Source organism: Micromonospora foliorum, from assembly GCF_022229015.1.
GTDB classification, from domain to species: domain Bacteria; phylum Actinomycetota; class Actinomycetes; order Mycobacteriales; family Micromonosporaceae; genus Micromonospora; species Micromonospora foliorum.
This window is the reverse complement of sequence record NZ_JAKKFF010000129.1, coordinates 1-17,855: the sequence shown is the minus strand read 5'-3', so window position 1 is coordinate 17,855 and position 17,855 is coordinate 1. Positions and strand designations below refer to the sequence as shown.

At 72.4% G+C, this 17,855-nt stretch carries 12 protein-coding genes; 7 read left to right on the top strand and 5 right to left on the bottom strand.

Features of this window, described 5'->3' with window-relative positions; translation table 11 throughout:
- Nucleotides 1-70 precede the first annotated feature (70 nt).
- Nucleotides 71-1,210 (top strand): hypothetical protein, encoded by a 1,140-nt coding sequence (locus PSH25_RS11530; protein ID WP_238659084.1) that lies wholly within the window; start codon nucleotides 71-73, stop codon nucleotides 1,208-1,210.
- A gap of 263 nt (nucleotides 1,211-1,473) precedes the next feature.
- On the opposite strand, the gene PSH25_RS11525 is transcribed toward PSH25_RS11530, so the two are convergent.
- On the bottom strand, nucleotides 1,474-2,526 hold the full coding sequence (locus PSH25_RS11525; RefSeq protein WP_238659083.1) for a GDP-mannose 4,6-dehydratase: 1,053 nt from the start codon (nucleotides 2,524-2,526) through the stop codon (nucleotides 1,474-1,476).
- Between the two features lie 298 nt (nucleotides 2,527-2,824).
- On the opposite strand from PSH25_RS11525, the gene PSH25_RS11520 reads away from it, so the two are divergent.
- Nucleotides 2,825-4,132: a glycosyltransferase family 2 protein gene (locus PSH25_RS11520; RefSeq protein WP_238659082.1), complete on the top strand. Its 1,308-nt coding sequence runs from the start codon at nucleotides 2,825-2,827 to the stop codon at nucleotides 4,130-4,132.
- A complete protein-coding gene (locus PSH25_RS33945) occupies nucleotides 4,125-5,288 on the top strand; it encodes a glycosyltransferase (protein WP_238659081.1) in 1,164 nt (387 codons plus the stop codon). Before PSH25_RS11520 ends, PSH25_RS33945 begins: the two co-directional genes overlap by 8 nt.
- 209 nt (nucleotides 5,289-5,497) lie before the next feature.
- On the opposite strand, the gene PSH25_RS11510 is transcribed toward PSH25_RS33945, so the two are convergent.
- The 3 genes from PSH25_RS11510 to PSH25_RS11500 all read right to left on the bottom strand — a co-directional run bounded on the left by PSH25_RS11510 (nucleotide 5,498) and on the right by PSH25_RS11500 (nucleotide 9,102).
- Nucleotides 5,498-6,718 (bottom strand): YeiH family protein, encoded by a 1,221-nt coding sequence (locus PSH25_RS11510; RefSeq protein WP_238659080.1) that lies wholly within the window; start codon nucleotides 6,716-6,718, stop codon nucleotides 5,498-5,500.
- Nucleotides 6,718-6,864 carry a hypothetical protein gene (locus PSH25_RS11505; RefSeq protein ID WP_165435755.1) on the bottom strand — a complete coding sequence of 49 codons (147 nt, stop codon included), beginning with the start codon at nucleotides 6,862-6,864 and terminating at the stop codon, nucleotides 6,718-6,720. Before PSH25_RS11505 ends, PSH25_RS11510 begins: the two co-directional genes overlap by 1 nt.
- 363 nt (nucleotides 6,865-7,227) lie before the next feature.
- Nucleotides 7,228-9,102: a pectate lyase-like domain-containing protein gene (locus tag PSH25_RS11500; protein ID WP_238659079.1), complete on the bottom strand. Its 1,875-nt coding sequence runs from the start codon at nucleotides 9,100-9,102 to the stop codon at nucleotides 7,228-7,230.
- Between the two features lie 229 nt (nucleotides 9,103-9,331).
- Here PSH25_RS11500 and PSH25_RS11495 point away from each other — a divergent pair, with 229 nt between their 5' ends.
- Together PSH25_RS11495 and PSH25_RS11490 are read left to right on the top strand one after the other, a co-directional pair.
- Nucleotides 9,332-10,279, top strand: coding sequence for a hypothetical protein (locus PSH25_RS11495; RefSeq protein WP_238659078.1), 948 nt, complete (start codon nucleotides 9,332-9,334; stop codon nucleotides 10,277-10,279).
- A gap of 38 nt (nucleotides 10,280-10,317) precedes the next feature.
- Nucleotides 10,318-10,872, top strand: coding sequence for a hypothetical protein (locus tag PSH25_RS11490; RefSeq protein WP_238659077.1), 555 nt, complete (start codon nucleotides 10,318-10,320; stop codon nucleotides 10,870-10,872).
- 48 nt (nucleotides 10,873-10,920) lie between these two features.
- On the opposite strand, the gene PSH25_RS11485 is transcribed toward PSH25_RS11490, so the two are convergent.
- Nucleotides 10,921-11,655, bottom strand: a complete 735-nt coding sequence (locus PSH25_RS11485) for an AfsR/SARP family transcriptional regulator (protein WP_238659105.1) — start codon at nucleotides 11,653-11,655, stop codon at nucleotides 10,921-10,923.
- A gap of 198 nt (nucleotides 11,656-11,853) precedes the next feature.
- On the opposite strand from PSH25_RS11485, the gene PSH25_RS11480 reads away from it, so the two are divergent.
- On the top strand, nucleotides 11,854-14,922 hold the full coding sequence (locus tag PSH25_RS11480) for an AfsR/SARP family transcriptional regulator (RefSeq protein ID WP_238659076.1): 3,069 nt from the start codon (nucleotides 11,854-11,856) through the stop codon (nucleotides 14,920-14,922).
- 67 nt (nucleotides 14,923-14,989) lie between these two features.
- The coding region (locus PSH25_RS11475) for an AfsR/SARP family transcriptional regulator (protein ID WP_238659075.1) at nucleotides 14,990-17,855 on the top strand (2,866 nt) is incomplete at its 3' end.

The following is a 17,855-nucleotide window of genomic DNA, read 5'->3' as shown; positions in this document are numbered from 1 at the left end:
TTCGGGACGGAAGGCATTGACGGCCATCGTGGCAGCAGTCATCCCCGGCCCGCAAGAGTCAGACTGATCGATGGAATTTCCTGTCAACACATCGAAGGAGGTGGACCCGAGAATTGCAAGCCTCTCTCACGCTCGTCCATTTCGGCCGAAAATACCCGATTCGCCCCTTAACGGACATACTCTCAGCATTGCCTTCTCGACGGTCGGGAACGGCTTACTGATCAGAGGCGAAAACGTGAGATTTTCCCAGCGACTTTCAGCTACTGGTGCCATCGCGGTGGCGGCCGTGGGAGTGGTGGTCCTATCCGGAGGAGCTCCGGCTTCTGCGGCACCCGGTGACGCCAGCGCCCGGGGAGTTGTGGTGGACCTGTCCGCGTCAGTGCTCGGCCTTCCGGTGATTACCGCCGATGTCGTCATTGGCACCGCGACGGCCCCGGCGGGCAGTGGTACGGACAGCGACACCGCTCTGGCGATCACCATCCCCGGCGCTCTGGGGGTCACCGCCTCCGGCACCGTGGTGGAGGTCAGCGCCACTCGTGGCGACACCGCGTCCTCCGCCAATGCCGAAATCGCCGACCTCGCGCTCGGCGTCCTCGGCACGTCGGTGATCGACGCCGACGTGATCACGGCGGCGGTGGCCTGCCCCCAGGTCGGCGCCCAAACCGCGGACACCACCTTCGTGGGGTTGGAACTGTTCGGCGAGCCGGTCGAGCTACTGCCGAACACCCCCGGCGTCACCGCCAGCGCCGCCGTCACGGTCGCCGGACTGACCGGCGCCAGCTTGAACGTCACGCTCACCAACGTGGAGACAACCACCGCCGATGGCGCCACGGCCATCGCTGTCCAGGCCACCATCAGGCTCACCGGCACCATCGTGGGTGGACCGCTGCTGGACATCCCCGTCGGCTCCGTCATCCTGGCCGAGGCCCGCTGCGAGCGCCCTCTGCAGTCCACGCCGACGCCGACGCCGACCGCCACGCCGACCGCCACGCCGACGCAGCCCACACCGTCACCGACCCAGCCAACGGCGCCCCCGACAGGTGACCCCACACAGCCCCCGCCGGCCCCCACGGCCAGCCCAACCCTGCCCGTCACCGGCGGCAGCGCCGCCAACCTCTGGTGGTTCTTCGGCACCGGTCTCGTCATGGTCATCGCCGGCACAACGGCACGGCTGATCTCCCGCCGGTCCCGCGCGTCGATTGACGCGTGACACGCGCCCGCTGAGCTGAACCAGCGTGGAGAGGGTCCTGACCATCAATCGGGACCCTCTCCACACGGCGCGGCACATCGTCGGCACGCCCCCCGGTCGCGGTCATGCCGAGAAGTTGCGGAACAGCAGGGACGCCAGGCCGAGCGCCAACGCCAGGTTGAACACGGTGGCATTGGCGAACACGTGACCTTGACGATGCTGGCGATCTGGAGCGCCTCCTCACCGCCGAGCGCTCCCGCGGCCGGGAATTACGCGCTGGGCCGTCAGTGACTGATGGCCCGCTCCAGGGCCCACACCGGGGACAGGATCTGACTTGGGGCTTGGCGGCGACGGGCGTCGCGCACCGTCATCCGTACGCCCTCGGTGAAGCCAATCTTGGGGCACCAGCCGAGCAGCTCGCGCGCCTTCCTGGTGTCCAGCGCCATGTTGCGCACCTCGCCCGGCCAGGGCGGCGGCTCGTAGCGGGCCGCGTTGTCGACGCCGGACGCTTCCCGGACCGCGTCGTAAACCTCGTTGACGCTCGTCTGCCGCCCCGAGGCGATGTTGACCATACCCACCCCGGGGTGGTGACAGGCCACGGCGATCGCCTCGGCGACGTCGCTGACGTGGACGAAATCCCGGGTCTGCGTGCCGTCGTCGTAGATCACCACCTGCCGGCCGCCGAGCAGCGCGTCGACCATCAGGGACACCACGCCGCAGTCGCTGCCCTCCTGCCGGGGCCCGTAGACATTGCCGAACACCATCGAGGTGTACGGCAGACCGTGCTGACGCCCGTACCAGTCGAGGTAGTGCACGCCGGCGGCCTTGCTGACGCCGTACGGGCTCACCGGGACGATCGGATGGTCCTCCCGGACCGGCAACTCGTGGGGGGCGACGCTGCCGAAGATGGCGCTGCTGGCCGCGTTGATCACCAGGCGTACGCCGCCGCGGGCGCAGGCGTCCATCACGTTGACGGTGCCGAACACGTTCACGTCGGCGTCGTACAGGGGTGACCGACGGGCCGCGGGGACGCTCGGCTGCGCCGCGAGGTGCACCACCACGTCCGGCTGCCACTGGTGGATGACCTCGACACCCTCCGGCGTGCGGATGTCACCCGACACGACGTCCGCCTCGGTCAGCCCGCCGTACGCGGCGTCGGCCAGGTTCTCGATCCGGCCGGTGGAGAAGTTGTCGAGCACCCGGACCTGGCTGCCCATCAGCATCAGCCGGGCAACCACGTGGCTGCCGATGAAGCCGGCGCCCCCGGTCACCAGCACGCGCCCGGGAATCAGGTCCGTCGGCGGGTCGACACCGACGGCGGTAACGGGCAGGTCCATGTCGGACTCCTTGGAACGACGGAACGGTCGGCCCGCTGCGGCAACCGGACGCCCGCACACGACCGTAGCTCAGCAAAGGCCACCAAACGGACGATCAGCCCGATTGTTTACATAGATACGCGAGATTTAATACGGAAAAGCCTGTTTTACCTATTCATCCCTATTAGACCCTTATCGCTAGTACTTTCTCCCCCGGGGGGTGCCCGCCGGCATGCCCTGGGAGCACCGGACGGAGAGGGAGGACGGCGTGTTGAGAGAGACTGCGGGTCCGCCGCCACGACAACCGGGTGGTGGCGTGATGAGCGCTCCGCTGCTGTCGGTACTGCTGGTCAGCTGGAACACCCGCGAGCAGACCCGGCAGTGCCTGGAGTCGCTGGCGTCGACCGCCGACCCCGATCTGGACTACGAGGTGGTGGCCGTCGACAACGGCTCGGCCGACGGCTCGGCCGACCTGCTCGCCGACCAGCCCCGGGTCCGACTGATCCGCAACAAGCACAACAACGGCTTCGCCGCCGCCGTCAACCAGGCGTACCGCCGGGCGAACGGGCAGCTGATCCTGCTGCTCAACAGCGACATCCGGTTTCACCCGGGCGCGCTGTCCCGAATGGTCGACCATCTGCGGGAGCGGCCGGACATCGCAGGGGTCAGCCCGCTCTACCTCAACCCGGACGGCACCTTCCAGCAGCACTACGTCCAACAGCCCAGCTTCGCCGCCACCATCGCGCTGGTGACCGCGCTGCGCCGACTGCCCGGGTTCCGCCAGGCGCTGCACCGGTTCCAGATGCGGGGCGAGGACTTCAGCCGTCCCCGGCAACTCGCCTCGGGCAGTTGCGTGCTGCTGCGCCGCACGGTGCTCGGGCAGCAGACCATCTTCGACGAGACGTTCCCCGTCTACTGGAACGACGCGGTCCTCGCGCGGCAGCTCGACCAGGCCGGGCACGAGCTGTGGATGCTTCCGGACGCGGTGGTGACGCACAGCCGTGGCGCGTCCTGCCGGCTCCTCGGGCCGACCATCCGCTTTCGACACCTGCTGGGCAGCCTGGTCGGGTATCTGCGGATGACCCAGCCCCGGTACCGGTTGCCGGTGTTCCGGGCCGCGCTGCTCGCCGACCACCTGGTCAAGCGACTCTTCGGTCGATCCGTACAACTGAGCCTGGGCGACCTGCTCGCCGCGCTGCGCGGCGACGCCGGCCCGCTGCCCGACGGTGACACCCGCGACTGGGTGGTGCTGTTCAGCCGGACCCGATGGTCCGTCGATGGGCATCCGGCCGTGCTGGGGCAGTTGGCGCCCGGGCAACGGTTGCTCTTCGTCGACCCGCCGGGACATCGGCCGCGCTGGCGGTGCGAGGTGACGCCGATCGGCTCGGCGGCCTGGCACGCCGTCGCACCGACCGCGCTGCCGCTGGGCAATGTGGTGCCGCTGGTCAACTGGATCAACCGGCGGGTCGTGGCCGGCGCGCTGCGGGGCTGGCTGGACCGGCACGCCGGCGCCCGCCTGCTGCGACTCGACGACGAGCGCGCCCGCCCGGTGCTCGGCCGCCTCGGCGAGGACGAGGTGCTGCCAGCCGGCGCGCCACGGCCGATGGAACGGTCGGGCCGTGGCTGAGCACACCACCACTCTGCAACCGGCGGCCGCGGCGGTCGTGCCGCCCGCCGAGGACCGCGACTGGGTCGTCATCTTCAGCGGCACGCCGTGGGCGTACGGCGCCCACCGGCAGCACGCGCTGGCCCGCGAGCTGACCGTCGATCACCAGGTGCTCTTCGTCGACCCGGCCGGGCACCTCCCACGCTGGCGGGTCCAGATCCGGCAGGTGGCCGACGGTCTGTGGCAGTGCGCCGGACCGGCGCTGCTGCCGTTCGGTCGGCACCTGCCCCCGGTCAACCGGGTCAACCGTTGGCTCGCCGCGCGTGTGCTGCGCCGGTGGTTCCGCCGGCAGGCGGCATCAGTCCGACTGCTGTGGCTGGACGAGGACCTGGCCGCGCCGGTCGCCTCCCGGCTGGACGCGTCCGCCGTCGTGTACGACGCAACCGACCTGGACTGGACGCTCACCCGACCGTGGAACCGTCGGCACCTGCGCCGCGCGCTGCGCTCCGCCGTCGGCGCCGCCGACCTTGTCCTCGCCTCCTCCACCGCGCTACCGGACCGGATGCCCGCCTCCGACCCGGCACCGGTGGTGCTGGCCAACGGGTGCGACCCGGATCGCTTCTCGCCGGACGGCCCGGTCGCGCCCTGGTTGCTCGGCCTGCGCCGACCACTGATCGGCTACAGCGGCGCGGTCGACACCCGGGCCTTCGACGCGGACCTGGTCGCCGCGGTGGCGCGGGCCCACCCGGAGTGGACGTTCGTCCTGATCGGCCCGTCCACCCGGGGCGGCCGCGCCCCGCTGGCCGGCCTGTCCAATGTGCAGCTGGTCGACGCCGTCGGCTTCGCGGACGTCCCGGGCATCCTGCGGGCCTGCGACGTCACCATCATCCCCTACCGGGTGGGCGGGTTGGCCGACTACGTGCACCCGCAGAAATGCTACGAGTACCTGGCCCTCGGCAAGCCCGTCGTCGCGACGCCGCTGCCGGCGCTGCGGGCGCTGGCCGACACCATCGCCCTCGCCACCGACCCGCCGAGCTTCGGCGCGGCGCTGGCCGACGCGCTGGACCGCGCCGGCGCACCAGACGAATCCGCCCGACGCCGGGAGGTCGCCACCCGTAACAGCTGGTCGGCACGAGGTGCGCAGCTGCGCTCCCTGTTGGTGGGGTTGCCGCGATGAGAGTGCCGGTCGTCGCGCCCAGTGTGCTGCTCGCCGGCACCGGGCTGGGCGGAGTGCTGGCCGTGGTCACCCTGCTACCCGGGCCGGTCGGCCTGGCTGCCGCCATCGGCCTGCTGTGTGCGGGTGCGTTCCTCCTCTGGCCGGTGATGGGCCGGAGCCAGCATGGCTCCGGCCCCAAACGTCCGCGCGGGTGCGGACGACCGCCCGACTCAGGCCGAGAAGTTGCGGAACAGCAGGGACGCCAGGCCGAGCGCCAACGCCAGGTTGAACACGGTGGCACTGGCGAACACCGCCACGGGTCGCCAACCCGCCTCCCGCAGCGACGCGACCCGGACCTCCAGACCGATGCTGACGAAGGCCAGGATCAGGAACCACACCCGCAGGTCGTTGACGATGGCGATGGTGGCCTTGCCGTCCGCACCAGCTCCGTCGAGGTACCAGGTGGCGATGACCGAGGCCGCGATGAAACCCAGGACGAACTTCGGGAAGCGCGTCCACAGCTCACCGAGGCCCGGTCGGGCCGCGCCGGGCCGTCGTTCCACCCGCAGCGTGAAGTACGCGGTGAGCGCGACCGCGACAACACCCATCAGGGCGTTCTGGGTGACCTTGACGATGCTGGCGATCTGGAGCGCCTCCTCACCGGCGAGCGCTCCGGCCGCGGTGACCGCGGCGGTGGTGTCGATGTTGCCACCGATCCAGGCGCCAGCCACCGCGTCGGAGAGCCCGAACACGTCGGCCAACCAGGGCAGGATGAAGATTGACGGCAGCGCGAAGATGATGACCAGACTCGCCGTGTAGGCCAACTGCTCGCGGCGCGCCCGCACCGCGCCGGCGGCGGCGATCGCCGCGCTGACCCCGCAGATCGACACCGCGGAGGCGAGCAGCGCCCGCAGCTTGTCGTCGAGGCCGAACCTGCCGGCCAACCACCAGGTGAACAGGAACACCCCGCTGATCAGCAGGATCGCCTGGGCGATCGCCGGCCCGGCCGCGCTGGCGATGACGGCCAGGTTGATCGACGCACCGAGCAGCACCAGACCGGTCTTGATGAAGAACTCGGTCCGGAACGCGGCGGCGATCCGGTCCCGCCACCCGAGCAGGGTGACGGCGACGTTGCCGAGCAGGCCGAGCAGGATCGCGTAGACCGGGTACTCGACCGCCGCCCCGATGTCCTCGACGGCGGTGCCCTCGGCCCAGGCCGGAACGTTCTGCTCCAGGTAGCGGGTGAACGCGGCGAGACCGACCACGATCAGCAGGCCGAGCGCCGTCCAGGCCCAGAAGGTCCCGTCACGCGCCACCCTGGTCGGCTCGGCAGGATCGGCGGTGGTCGGCGAACCGCTGGGTTCGACTACGCCGCCGTCGGGCGCGTCGTCGACGCGTGTGGCGTCGGCGGTCCCGGGCTCGTCGCCCGTGCGGGTCGCGTCGGTGGTCATCAGGGCACCAGCCCGGCGGGGATGGCGCCGAGCAGGACCAGGGCGAGCAGGGCCAGCCCGAGGATGGTCGCCACCCAGTCCTCGTTGAACGCGAGCCGGGACTCGCCGGCCGTCGGTGGGGTGGACGGTGACTGGTCGGATGTCATGGCGTACCTCCATGGTTGTGAACCGATCCGGCAGCGCCGGATCGGTCGGAAGTGCGGTGCGGACCGCGCGGAGCCGGATCGATGCGCGGGGGTCACGGGTCGGCGCGCGAGCCGGCAGGGCGGCTGGAGAAGGAGTGCGGTGCTCAGTCGGTGCCCGGTGCGCCCGGACAGAGCTCGCTGGCGGTGCGCATCAGGTCGACGACCCGACGCGAGGTGAGGAGCGGACCAACCGGCATTCACGCATTTTCCTACCGACTCGATAGGAATTCAAGACCGTCGCCGCGGATTCTCCACGCGGGGCACCACCGACGACGGTGCCGGAGCCAACGCCGGCTCCGGCACCGTCGGTACGCCCGATCCCCGCTACGGGGTCGGGTACTGGGTCAGGTAGACCGGAGCGCCGACCTTGGTCATGTCGGCAGCGTCGCCGACGCCGTTGACGACGTGGTCGATCGTGCCGGCGCTGAGGTTGACGGTCATGATGTGGTGCAGCCGCACCCCCGGCCGGTTCGGGACCTCGAAGCCGTTCTCGGTGTGGATCGACGGGTTGTTCTGGTTGAAGACGTACACCCCGCCGCCGTGCAGGGTGTGGTGACGCACCTGGTCACCGACCTTGTACCCGGCCCAGCCCTCGACCGCGCCGTTCATCCAGTCGGCCTGCGTCGGCGGGTCGTACGGCAGCTCGTTCTGGTAGAGGATCGTGGTGCCGTGCTCGCCGTTCCAGACCGTGTTGTAGCGCTGGAAGTGCTCGACGAACAGGCCGGTCGCGGTCACGTGGTCGCCGTTGATGACGGCGCCGTAGCGACCGGTGTTGGTGCGCCAGCGGTCGGTGTCACCGTTGACGCCCTCGGTGAAGCCCTCGACGCCGTGATCGCCGCGCCACACCCAGGTGTGGTCGATGAGCACGTTGTCGCTGTTGACCTCCAGCGCGGTGTTCGTCCGGCCGATGTGCGGGCCGCCGACCCGGAAGTACACGTCGGAGAGCGTGGTCGGGTTCTGCGGGTTGCTCGCGTCGTGGCCGTGCTGGCGTCCGACCCGCAGCAGGACCGGCGACTCGACGAGGCCGGCGTCGATCGTGACACCGGCGACGATCACCCCGGGCACACCGGCCACGTCCAGCGGGATCGCGCCGTTCACGGCGGTGAGCGTGGCGTGCCCGATCCCGAGCACGACGGTGTTCGGACGCCGGACCTCGATGCTGCGCGCGATGTCGTACGTGCCGGGGGTGAGCAGCAGGTGCTTGCCGCGCGCCAACTGGCTGTTGATGACGCGCACCGAGTCGGACGGCTTGGCGATGAAGAAGTCGTCGATCCCGATGGTCCGCCCCGGCGTGATGCCGTCGGCCCAGGAGACGCCCCGGCTGTCGCGCTGAGCCGCGGGCACCCGCACCTGATAGCGACCCTTGCCGTCGACGAAGAGGTAGGGCTTCTCCCGGCTGATCGGGGTGGTCTCCAGGGTGGTGTACGGCGGGTCGGGGAACGTGGCGTCGTCCGGCGCGCCCTCGACCCCCGCGAACACCTGGTTCCACACGGCGTTGGACCAGCCGGCGACCTCACTGTTGCGGGTCAGCCACTGTTGCTGCGAGCCGTTCGTCGTGGCCGGCAGCCGTGAGTCGGCGATGAACCCGCCGCTGGCGTACTGCGGGCCGGCGGTGCAGTAGTCCATCAGCGACAGACCGCCGCCGCCGATGTTCAGTCGGCGCATCGACACCGCCTGTGAGACCGCCCAGAAGTTCACCGACGACCGGCAGCCGTCCTGGCCGGCCGCGTTGATGGTGAGCGAGAGGTTGGACAGGGTGCGCCAGAAGTTGACAAGCGCGAGGCAGTTGCCGGTGCCGCCGTCGGCGAGGCAGCGGTTGTAGACCTCCAGTTTGCCGTTGACGGTGACGTCGGTGGGAGAGGCGCCCAGGCCGGACACCTCGGTGTAGTAGCCGACCTTGGCCTGCAACGGCTGCGCGGCTGTGCCGTACGTGCCCGGTTTGAACAGGTAGGCGTGCCGCTCGGTGCCCATCTCGTTGTTGACCTGCCGGGCGTGCGCGGCGTCGAGGGTCTGCTGGATCTCGCCGACCGGCATGGACGGGTCGAAGATCGTCACGTTCGGCCCGAAGTCGGGTTCGCCGTGCGTCGGGCGGCCGGCGGTGGCCGCCGTGCTGGTCATCGTGGTGGCGGTGGTCAACACCAGAGCGAGGAGGAGGGTGCGACCGGATCTCCGGCGCACGTCTCGGGACGGGGCTGTCATGTGGTTCGTCCTCTCCGCTGGCCGGGTGTACGTCCGGCGCAGCTGGGGCGGTGAGAGCGCTCTCTGACCCTTGCCGCCGGAGGTTGGGCCGGACCGGAAGGGGTGGACATGTTTCTACCCGTTAATCCGGCCGCACGCCACGAGCGCCGCACCGCGAATGTTGGCGGGCCGGGCGCTCGCGGTACGGCGACGGTACGAAAAGGGAACACCGCGCTGGTCTGCTCGGCTCATGCGAGTACGCGGAACACCCGGAGCACGCCGGCCCCGGCGGCGGGCGGTCGTCGTCATCGTCACCCTCGCCGTGGCACTGCCGCTGGCCGCGTCGTCGATCACCGGAGCCTGGCCCGGCTCGACCTCGGCCGCACCGCCGTCGACCGTCGCGCCGTCGCCCGACCCGGCCCCGGCCGGACCGGTCACGGCCGAGGACCGGCGGATTCTGGTGCGCGCCGAGTCACTGCTCACCCGGGACTGCATGACGCGCGACGGATTCCAGCTGTGGCTGGGCACGCCGCCACCGGCGGACGAGCTGCTCTCCTTCCCGTACGTCGTCGACGACATCGCCTGGGCGCGGAAACACGGTTTCGGCTCGGACCTGGTGGCGGCGGTCGACGTCCGCCGGCGCACCGACCCCAACCAGCGTTACGTCAGCGGCCTCTCCCCCGAGCGGCGGGAGGCGTTCCTGGCCACGCTCAACGGCGCCCGCCCGGAGGGGTTGGAGGCGCGGCTCCCCTCGGGCGGTGTGATGCGGCGCAGCGCCGAGGGATGCACCTCCGAGGCGCAGCGTCGGCTCTACGGCGACCTGGCCGAGTGGTACCGCTCCAGCAAGGTCGTCGCCGACCTGACGGGCCTGCGGCAGCGGCGGGTTCTCGCCGATCCCGCCTGGACGGCCGCGCTCCGGCCGTGGGCGGGGTGCGTGCGACAGCGGGGATTCACCGTGGACACCCCCGAGCAGCTGCGGCAGAGCGTCGGCACCCGTGGGCGGGCGGGCGAGATCGCCGCGGCGGTCGCCGAGGCGCGGTGCGCCCAGGACGGCCTCGCCGCGACGACCCGGGCCCTGGACGCCCGCCACGGCGACGAGCTGACGGCGGCGTACCACCAGGAGGTGGCGGCCAGGAACCGGCTGGAGCACGGGGCGGTCCCCCGGGCCCGGGCCGTGGTCGACGCCGAGCACGAATGAACGCCGAGCGATGGTCGCCCGGCGAGAAGGAGGACGAGATGAGACGTATCCACCTGGTCATGGCGGGGGGCGCGATGCTCGCGGCGCTGCTGGCCGGCGCACCGGCGGCCGCATCCCCGGCACAACCCGGGCCGGCCGGGTCGGCCCACCAGGCCGCACCGGCTGACCGCGACGGCCGGGCCGAACGGGTCGATCTGCCCCGCAGCACCCCGCAGGACGGGGCGCGGGCCGCAGCGGCGGCCGACGGCTACTTCTACGCCTACGAGCACGCCTGGTGGGGTGGCCGCTGGTGCGCCTGGGCGGGCAACGCGAGCAACTGGGTCAACCCGGGCGGCGCCGCCACGACCGGCCAGTGGGGCTGCGGCGGCGACTACGGCTTCGACAACATCGCCACGTCGGTCTGGAACAACGGGGTCTACCACGACTACGACGCGGTACGGATGCGCACCGGGGCGTTCCTCACCGGTGGCAGCATGTGCCTGTCACGCGGCGACTACTGGGCCGACTTCACCCTCGGCTACCAGGCGTTCGACGACGGTACCCCCGCCGACAACCAGATCAGCTCGCACTACTGGGGCGTCTCCTGCTCGTGACGGCAAGCCGGGCGGGGGCCGCACCGCCCCCGCCCGGCACCACCGCGCTCAGCAGGACGCATCGCCACCGAGCAGCGCGCGGTGCAGGTCGCGCAGCTCCCGTCCCGGCTCGATGGCGAGCTGCGCCGACAGCTCCGCCCGCCAGTCCCGGTAGACACCCAGGCCATCGGCGGTCCGGCCACTGTGGTGCAGCGCCAGCATCAACTGGCCGCGCAGCCGCTCCCGGAACGGGTGCCGGCGTACCAGCGTGATCAACTCGCCGATCACCTGCGGGTGGTGGCCCAGGTCCAACCGCACGGCCACCCGCAGCTCGATCGCGGCGAGCCGCGCCTCCTCCAGTTGCGGCGTCTCGGCGTCGGTCAGCTCGTCGGTGCCATCGGCCAACGCCGGCCCGCGCCACCAGCCGAGACCCGCGCTCAACGCGGCTGACGCCTCCACCGGTCGGCCCGCGTCGCGCAGCACCCCGGCCCGCCGCACCTCGTCGCGGAACCGGTCGAGGTCCAGCTCACCCGCCTCCAACCGGACCGCGTAACCGTCCCGCCAGGAGCGGATGCGGTCGGCGCCGAGCGCCGCGCGCAGCTCGGAGACCCGCTTGCGCAGTTGGGTACGCGCGGTCGCCGGTGGCCGCTCGGCCCAGAGCAGGCGTACCAGCCGATCCACCGGCACCATCCGGCCGCGTGCCAGCAGCAGCGCGGCCAGCACCGAACGCTGCTGTGGGCCGGCCAGGCGCACCGGCCGACCGGCCCGGACGGCCTCGATCGGCCCCAGAATGCGGAACTCCATCTGCGTCACCTGCCTCTCCTCGTCGCCGAGGGAACGGTCGCAGCGGGTGCCGCCGAATCGCTGTCATCGCGCTGTCACGGACTCCCGTGCCTGGACGCTCACCGTGTGTTGCGACCACACCGCCTCGCCGGAGAGTCGTGTTACCGTCGCTCTCGGTCGGCGTCGTGAGGTGTGGTCGGCCCGACGCTGGGGGCGCTCGTGGAGTGGGATTTCGCCGTGCTCGGCACGCTGCGCGTCTCCCGGCACGACCGCACGATCCCCGTCCCGGCCAACCGCCAGCGGGCGTTGTTGGCCACGCTGCTGCTCAACCGGGGTGAGACGGTGAGTGTCGCCGCCCTCGTCGACCGGGTCTGGGGCAGCGGGGCACCCGCCCACGCCCGAGCCGCACTGCACTCGCTGGTGCGGCGGCTGCGCAGCACCCTGACCATTGAGGGCCCGCCGGGTGAGCTGATCGCCACGCGCGCCAACGGTTACCTCCTCGCTCTGCCCCCGGCCGCCGTCGACCTCTCCCGCTTCGACGCGCTCGTGGCGGCGAGCCTCACCGCCGATCCGCAACACCGCGCCGACCTGCTCCGGGAGGCCCTCGTGCTGTGGCGTGGCGACCCGTTGGGCGACGTCGACTCCGAGGTGCTGCACCGGGAGGACGTTCCGGCGCTGACCGAGCGGTGGGCGCGCGCCAGTCAGGTTTACTTCGACACCGAGCTGACCCTCGGCCGGCACACCGAGATCGTCGCCGAGCTGCGGCGGGCGACCCGCCGCAGCCCGCTGCGCGAGGGGCTGTGGGCGCAGCTGATGCTCGCGCTCTATCGCGACGGGCGGCAGGCCGAAGCCCTCGACGCCTTTCATCGGCTCGCCACGATCCTCGCCGAGGAGTTGGGCGTCGACCCGGGTCCAGCGGTGCGGGAGCTGCGCGACCGTCTTCTCCGCGCCGATCCCGCGCTGACGTGGCAACCACCCACGGCGAGCGCGACGGTCATCCCGGCCGCGCCACCGATGTTCCAGCTCCCGGCCGACGCGGGCGTGCTGCACGGTCGTGCCGACACCGTCGAGGCCGTCCGGCGGTCCATCAGCACCGCCGCCCGCGAGGGGCGGCTGCCTCTGGTGTCCGTGTCGGGAGCCCCGGGCGTCGGCAAGACCGCCCTCGCCGTCCACCTGGGTCACCAACTCGCCGACGAGTTCCCCGACGGCCAGTGGTACGTCCGGCTGCGCGGCCAGCAGGAGGTGCGGGCCCGCCCCCTCGACGTCCTCTCCGAGCTGCTCACCTACTCGGGCGTGCGCGGCGCGGCCCAACCCGCCACGGCCGACGCCCGGGCCGCCGCGCTCCGAGCGGCTCTCGCCGACCGTCGCGTCCTCATCGTCCTGGACGACGCCGCCTCGGCGGAGCAGGTCGAGCCGCTGCTGCCCGGCGCCGGCGGCTGCGCGGTGATCGTGACCAGCCGCAGCACGCTCGGCGCTCTGGTGGCACTGCACGGCGGGCGTGCCGTCAGCCTCGATCCGCTCAGCCCGGAGGCCGCTGTCGGCCTGCTCACCGCGGTGTTCCGGGACCACGCGATCACCGTCGCACCGGATGTCGTGCGCGACTTGGCCGCACTCTGCGGAAACCTTCCACTGGCGTTACGGATCGCGGCAGCCAACCTGGCCACGGCCGGCCCGACCGACGCCCGCGCGTACGTGCGGCGACTGCGCGACGGCGACCGGCTGGGCGGCCTGTCGGTGCCCGGCGACCCGAGAGTGGCACTGCGCGCCGCGATCGCACCGTCCTACCAGGGGCTCGGCGACGCGGAGCGGCGGGCGTTGCGGCTGCTCGGGTCGACACCCACCGACTGTTTCACCACCGGAGACCTCGCGGCGCTCACGGACGTCGACTGGCCCACGGCGGACGCGGTGCTACGCACCCTGACCAGCAGCCATCTGGTACGCCCCGCCCGGGGTGGTCGGTTCGTCACCCACGACCTGATCCGCCTGTACGCGGCGGAGCAGTCCCGCATCGAGGACACCCCCGACCAGCGCGCCGAGGCCCTCAGTCGGCTGTTGTACGGGTACCTGGACACCGCCGACGCGCTGGCCCGGCGCAGCTATCCCCGAATGGTGTTCCTGCCCCGACCCGCCGGGCCGGTCCGGGCCGTCGCGGACGCCGGGCAGCCGGAGCCACCAAACTGGTTCCACGCCGAGTACGCCAACCTGCTCGCCGCGATCCGGCACGCGGCACAGCACGGCCCACGCGAGATCGCCTGGCATCTGGCCGACCGGATGCGCGGTTACCTTCAGGAAACCGGAGCGCATGGCGAATGGCGTTCGGTCGTCGAGCTGGGCCTGGCCCAGGCCCAGCGGGAGGGCGACGACCACGGGGTCGCCGCTATGCAGTCGAGCCTGGCGACACTGAGCGCCAGCCGGGCCGACTACGCCGACGCCCGGCGGCAGTTCCACACGGCACTGGCCATTCAGCTGCGTCTGGGCAACCGCGCCGGGCAGGCGTCCATTCTCAACAACCTCGGCATCGTGCACCGGGAGGAGGGCCAGCTGACCGAGGCGGGCGAGTGCTACGCGCAGGCGTTGCTGCTCTACCGCGAGTTGGGCAAGCGGCACGCCGAGTGGAACTGCCTGAGCAACCTCAGTGTCGTCCAGTTGGAGTTGGACCAGGTTCCCGATGCGGTCCGGGCCCAGCAGGCGGCGCTGGACGGGTACGAGTCCCTCGACGTGGCCGAGCAACCGCTCAACGACATCGCGAACGTTCTGCACAACCTCGCCGTCGGCCTGCGCGCGCTCGGCCGGCCCAGCCTGGCGGTGCTGCACCTCACCCGGGCCGTGGTGCTCCGTGGACAGGTGGGCAACCGCTACGGCGTCGCGACAGATCTCGACCAGCTCGCCGCCGCGTACGTCGACCTGGGCTACCACGCCAAGGCGCAGGGCCTCGCCCAGGAGTGCCTGGGCATCGCCCGCGCGATCGGTCGACGCCGGGTCGAGGCGGAGGCGTTGGCCACCCTCGGCACCGCCACGCTCGGCCTGCACGGCCCGGCACCGGCCCTCGACCTCTTGCGGCAGGCGTTGCGGCTGGGCCGGGAGATCGGCTACCGCCGGGCCGAGGTCAACGCGCACCTCGGTCTGGCCGGCGCGTACCGGGCGGCCAACCTGCACCAGGAGGCGGCGACCCACGCCCGGATGGGCGAACAACTCGCCCGCGCGGCCCAGCACCACCTGCTGGCCCGGCAGGCCCGGGCACTGCTCGGCGACGCCGAGCCCGAGCCGCTGCTGCGGCCGGCCTGCTGAACGCCGCATCCGCCGGACGCGCTCCGGGTCGACCTCGGGTCAGCGCCGCGCGACTAGGATGACCGCCGTGCAGTTCGGGGTGCTCGGGCCGCTCGCCGTCACCACCGACGCCGGCGAGCCGGTGGTGGTACCCGGCGCGAAGGTCCGGGCGTTGCTGGCCGACCTGTTGGCCAACCGCAACCAGGTGGTCTCGGCGGACCGCCTCATCGACGACCTGTGGGGTGACGACGCCCCCGCCAACCCGGCCGGCGCCCTCCAGGTGCGGGTGTCGCAGCTGCGTAAGGCGCTCAACGATGCCGAGCCCGGGGCCCGCGAGTTGGTCGAGTCCCGGCCGCCCGGCTACCTCCTGCGGGTCGACGCGGTCGACGTCGGCCGCTTCGACGAGCTGGCCCGCTGCGCCGACGTCGAGCGGCTGACCGAGGCTCTCGCGTTGTGGCGCGGCGAGGCGTACGCCGACGTGGCCGACGCCGAGTTCGTGCGCGCCGAGGCGGCCCGTCTCGCCGAGCAGCGCCTCGTCGTTCAGGAGCGGTTGGCGCAGGCCCGGCTGGCTCGGGGTGAGCACGACCTGGTGGCCGCGGACCTGGCCGAGCTGGTCGCCAAGCATCCACTGCGCGAGGGTCTGCGGGCGGTGCAGCTGCGCGCGTTGTACGCGGCCGGCCGCCAGTCCGAGGCGTTGGACAGCTACGCCGACCTGCGGGCGCGGCTCGCCGAGGACCTGGGCCTCGACCCTGGCCCGGAGCTGGTGGCCCTGCACCGCAGGATCCTCGAACAGGACGCCGGCCTGAGCGCCCCGCCGAAGGCGGCGATCATCCAGAACAATCTGCCGGCGCCGCTCGACGAGTTGATCGGGCGGGCCGAGGCGCTGGCCGAGTTGGCGGCGTTGCTGCCCCGGCAGCGGCTGATCACGCTGGTCGGGCCGGGTGGCGTCGGCAAGACCCGACTGGCCACCGAGGCGGCCCGCGCAGCGTCCTATCAGGACGGAGTCCAGTTGGTCGAGCTGGCCCCGCTCCCGGCCGGTGACGCGCGCGTCGCCGAACAGGTGCTCGGCGCCCTGGGTGCCCACGAGGCCGCCGGAACGACCCTGTCCTCCGCCGACCGGCTGGTCACGGCCCTGCGGCACCGGCAGCTGCTGCTCGTGCTGGACAACTGCGAGCACGTCATCGAACCGGTCGCCGAGCTGGTCGCCCGGCTGCTGCGCGACGCGCCCGGGGTGAGCGTGCTGGCCACCAGCAGAGAGCCACTCGGGCTGACCGGTGAGCTGCTCTGGGAGGTACCCCCACTGCCGGTGCCCGACGACGGTGACCTGGACGCGGTCCGGCGCTCGGCGGCGGCCCGGTTGTTCGTCGCCCGCGTCACCTCGCAGCAGCGCGGTTTCCGCCTCGACCGGCAGACCGCGACGGCGGTGGCCCAGCTCTGCCGCCGCCTCGACGGTCTGCCGCTGGCGTTGGAGCTGGCCGCGACCCGGGTCCGCGCGCTGGGCGTACGCGGGGTGGTGGACCGGCTCGACGACCGGTTCCGGCTGCTCAGCACCGCGCAGCGGGACGTGCCACCCCGGCAGCGGACGTTGACCGCGGTGATCGGCTGGAGCTGGGATCTCCTGGACGAGTCCGACCGCGTGGTGCTCGCTCACCTGGCGGTGTTCCCGGACGGCTGCACCCCGGAGGCCGCCGAGCGGGTCTGCCGAACCGACCTGGACACCCTCGCCCGGCTGGTGGACCGGTCGCTGGTGGTGCTCGACGACTCCGGTGCGGCCCCCCGCTACCGGCTCCTCGAATCGGTGGCCGCGTTCTGCCTGGAACGCCTCACCGACGCCGACGAGGTACGCGGGCGGCACGCCGCCTACTACACGGAGTTGGCCGAGCGCGCCGACCCGGGGCTGCGCGGGGCCGACCAGCAGCGGTGGCTGGCCCTGCTCGACGCCGAGATGGCGAACCTGCGATCGGCGCTGGTGCACGGTGGCGGGCTGCGCCTGGCGATCGCGCTGAGCTGGTACTGGTTCCTGCGCGGCCGGCTCACCGAGGCACGGCGGGCCCTGGCCGTGCCCGGTGACCCCCAGCAGGAGGTTCTCGCGGCCCCCTGGCGGGTGGGCTTCGCCCTCTCCCAGGGCGTGGCGGTCGCACCGGAGGACGTGCGCGCCGCGGTGGCGGCCGACCCGAACGGCCACGCCGCCTGGTTCGCGGCCAACGCGCTGATCGAGCACGGCGACCTGGCCCTGGTGTCGGAGCTGCTGCCCACCGCCGTCGACGACCCGTGGACCGAGGCCGCGGTGCTCACCTCCCTGGCCCACATCGCGCACGCCAACGGTGACCAGACCGCCCTGGAGCGCACCGCGACCCGCAGCGCCGCGCTCTTCGCCGACCTCGGCGACCGGTGGGGTCGGCTCCGGGCCACCGAGTGGGTGGGTGGGCTGGCCGACATGCGCGGCGAGCACGAGCGCGCCGCCGCGCTGCACCGGGAGGGTTTGCGCTGGGCCGAGGAGTTGGCGCTGTGGCCGCAGGTCTGCGCCGAGCTGTCCTGGCTGGCCTGGCTGGCCGTGCAGACCCGTGACTACGCCCAGGGTCGGGAACTGGCCGAACGCGCGTACGACCTGGCGGTGGAGCAGGGCTCGCCCGGTGCGCTGATCTTCGCGGAGATGAGCCTCGGGCTGGCCGCCCGCCGCGACGGCAAGCTCGACCTGGCCGTCACCCACCTCAGCCGCCTCGCCGACCTGGGCCGGGGCGAGAGCCAACCCGCGCTCTACCTGCCGATGGTGCTGGTGGAGCTGGGCTACGCGGTCGAGCTGGGCGGCGACCCGGACGCCGCGTTGGCCCTGCACGTCGAGGCGTTCGAGGTCGCCGAGGCGATGGCGACGATGCGGGACGCGGTCGGCCCCCTGGAGGGGATGGCGGCGGCGGTGCGCTCCCCCGAGGTCGCCGCCCGGCTGCTGGGCGCCG

Excerpts from the sequence above, each read along its gene's own strand:
- PSH25_RS11505 (WP_165435755.1), bottom strand. The coding sequence starts at position 6,864 with ATGACATCCGACCAGTCACCGTCCACCCCACCGACGGCCGGCGAGTCC.
- PSH25_RS11525 (WP_238659083.1), bottom strand. The coding sequence starts at position 2,526 with ATGGACCTGCCCGTTACCGCCGTCGGTGTCGACCCGCCGACGGACCTG.
- PSH25_RS11530 (WP_238659084.1), top strand. The coding sequence starts at position 71 with ATGGAATTTCCTGTCAACACATCGAAGGAGGTGGACCCGAGAATTGCA.
- PSH25_RS11520 (WP_238659082.1), top strand. The coding sequence starts at position 2,825 with ATGAGCGCTCCGCTGCTGTCGGTACTGCTGGTCAGCTGGAACACCCGC.
- PSH25_RS11490 (WP_238659077.1), top strand. The coding sequence starts at position 10,318 with ATGAGACGTATCCACCTGGTCATGGCGGGGGGCGCGATGCTCGCGGCG.
- PSH25_RS11485 (WP_238659105.1), bottom strand. The coding sequence starts at position 11,655 with ATGGAGTTCCGCATTCTGGGGCCGATCGAGGCCGTCCGGGCCGGTCGG.
- PSH25_RS11510 (WP_238659080.1), bottom strand. The coding sequence starts at position 6,718 with ATGACCACCGACGCGACCCGCACGGGCGACGAGCCCGGGACCGCCGAC.
- PSH25_RS11495 (WP_238659078.1), top strand. The coding sequence starts at position 9,332 with ATGCGAGTACGCGGAACACCCGGAGCACGCCGGCCCCGGCGGCGGGCG.
- PSH25_RS11500 (WP_238659079.1), bottom strand. The coding sequence starts at position 9,102 with ATGACAGCCCCGTCCCGAGACGTGCGCCGGAGATCCGGTCGCACCCTC.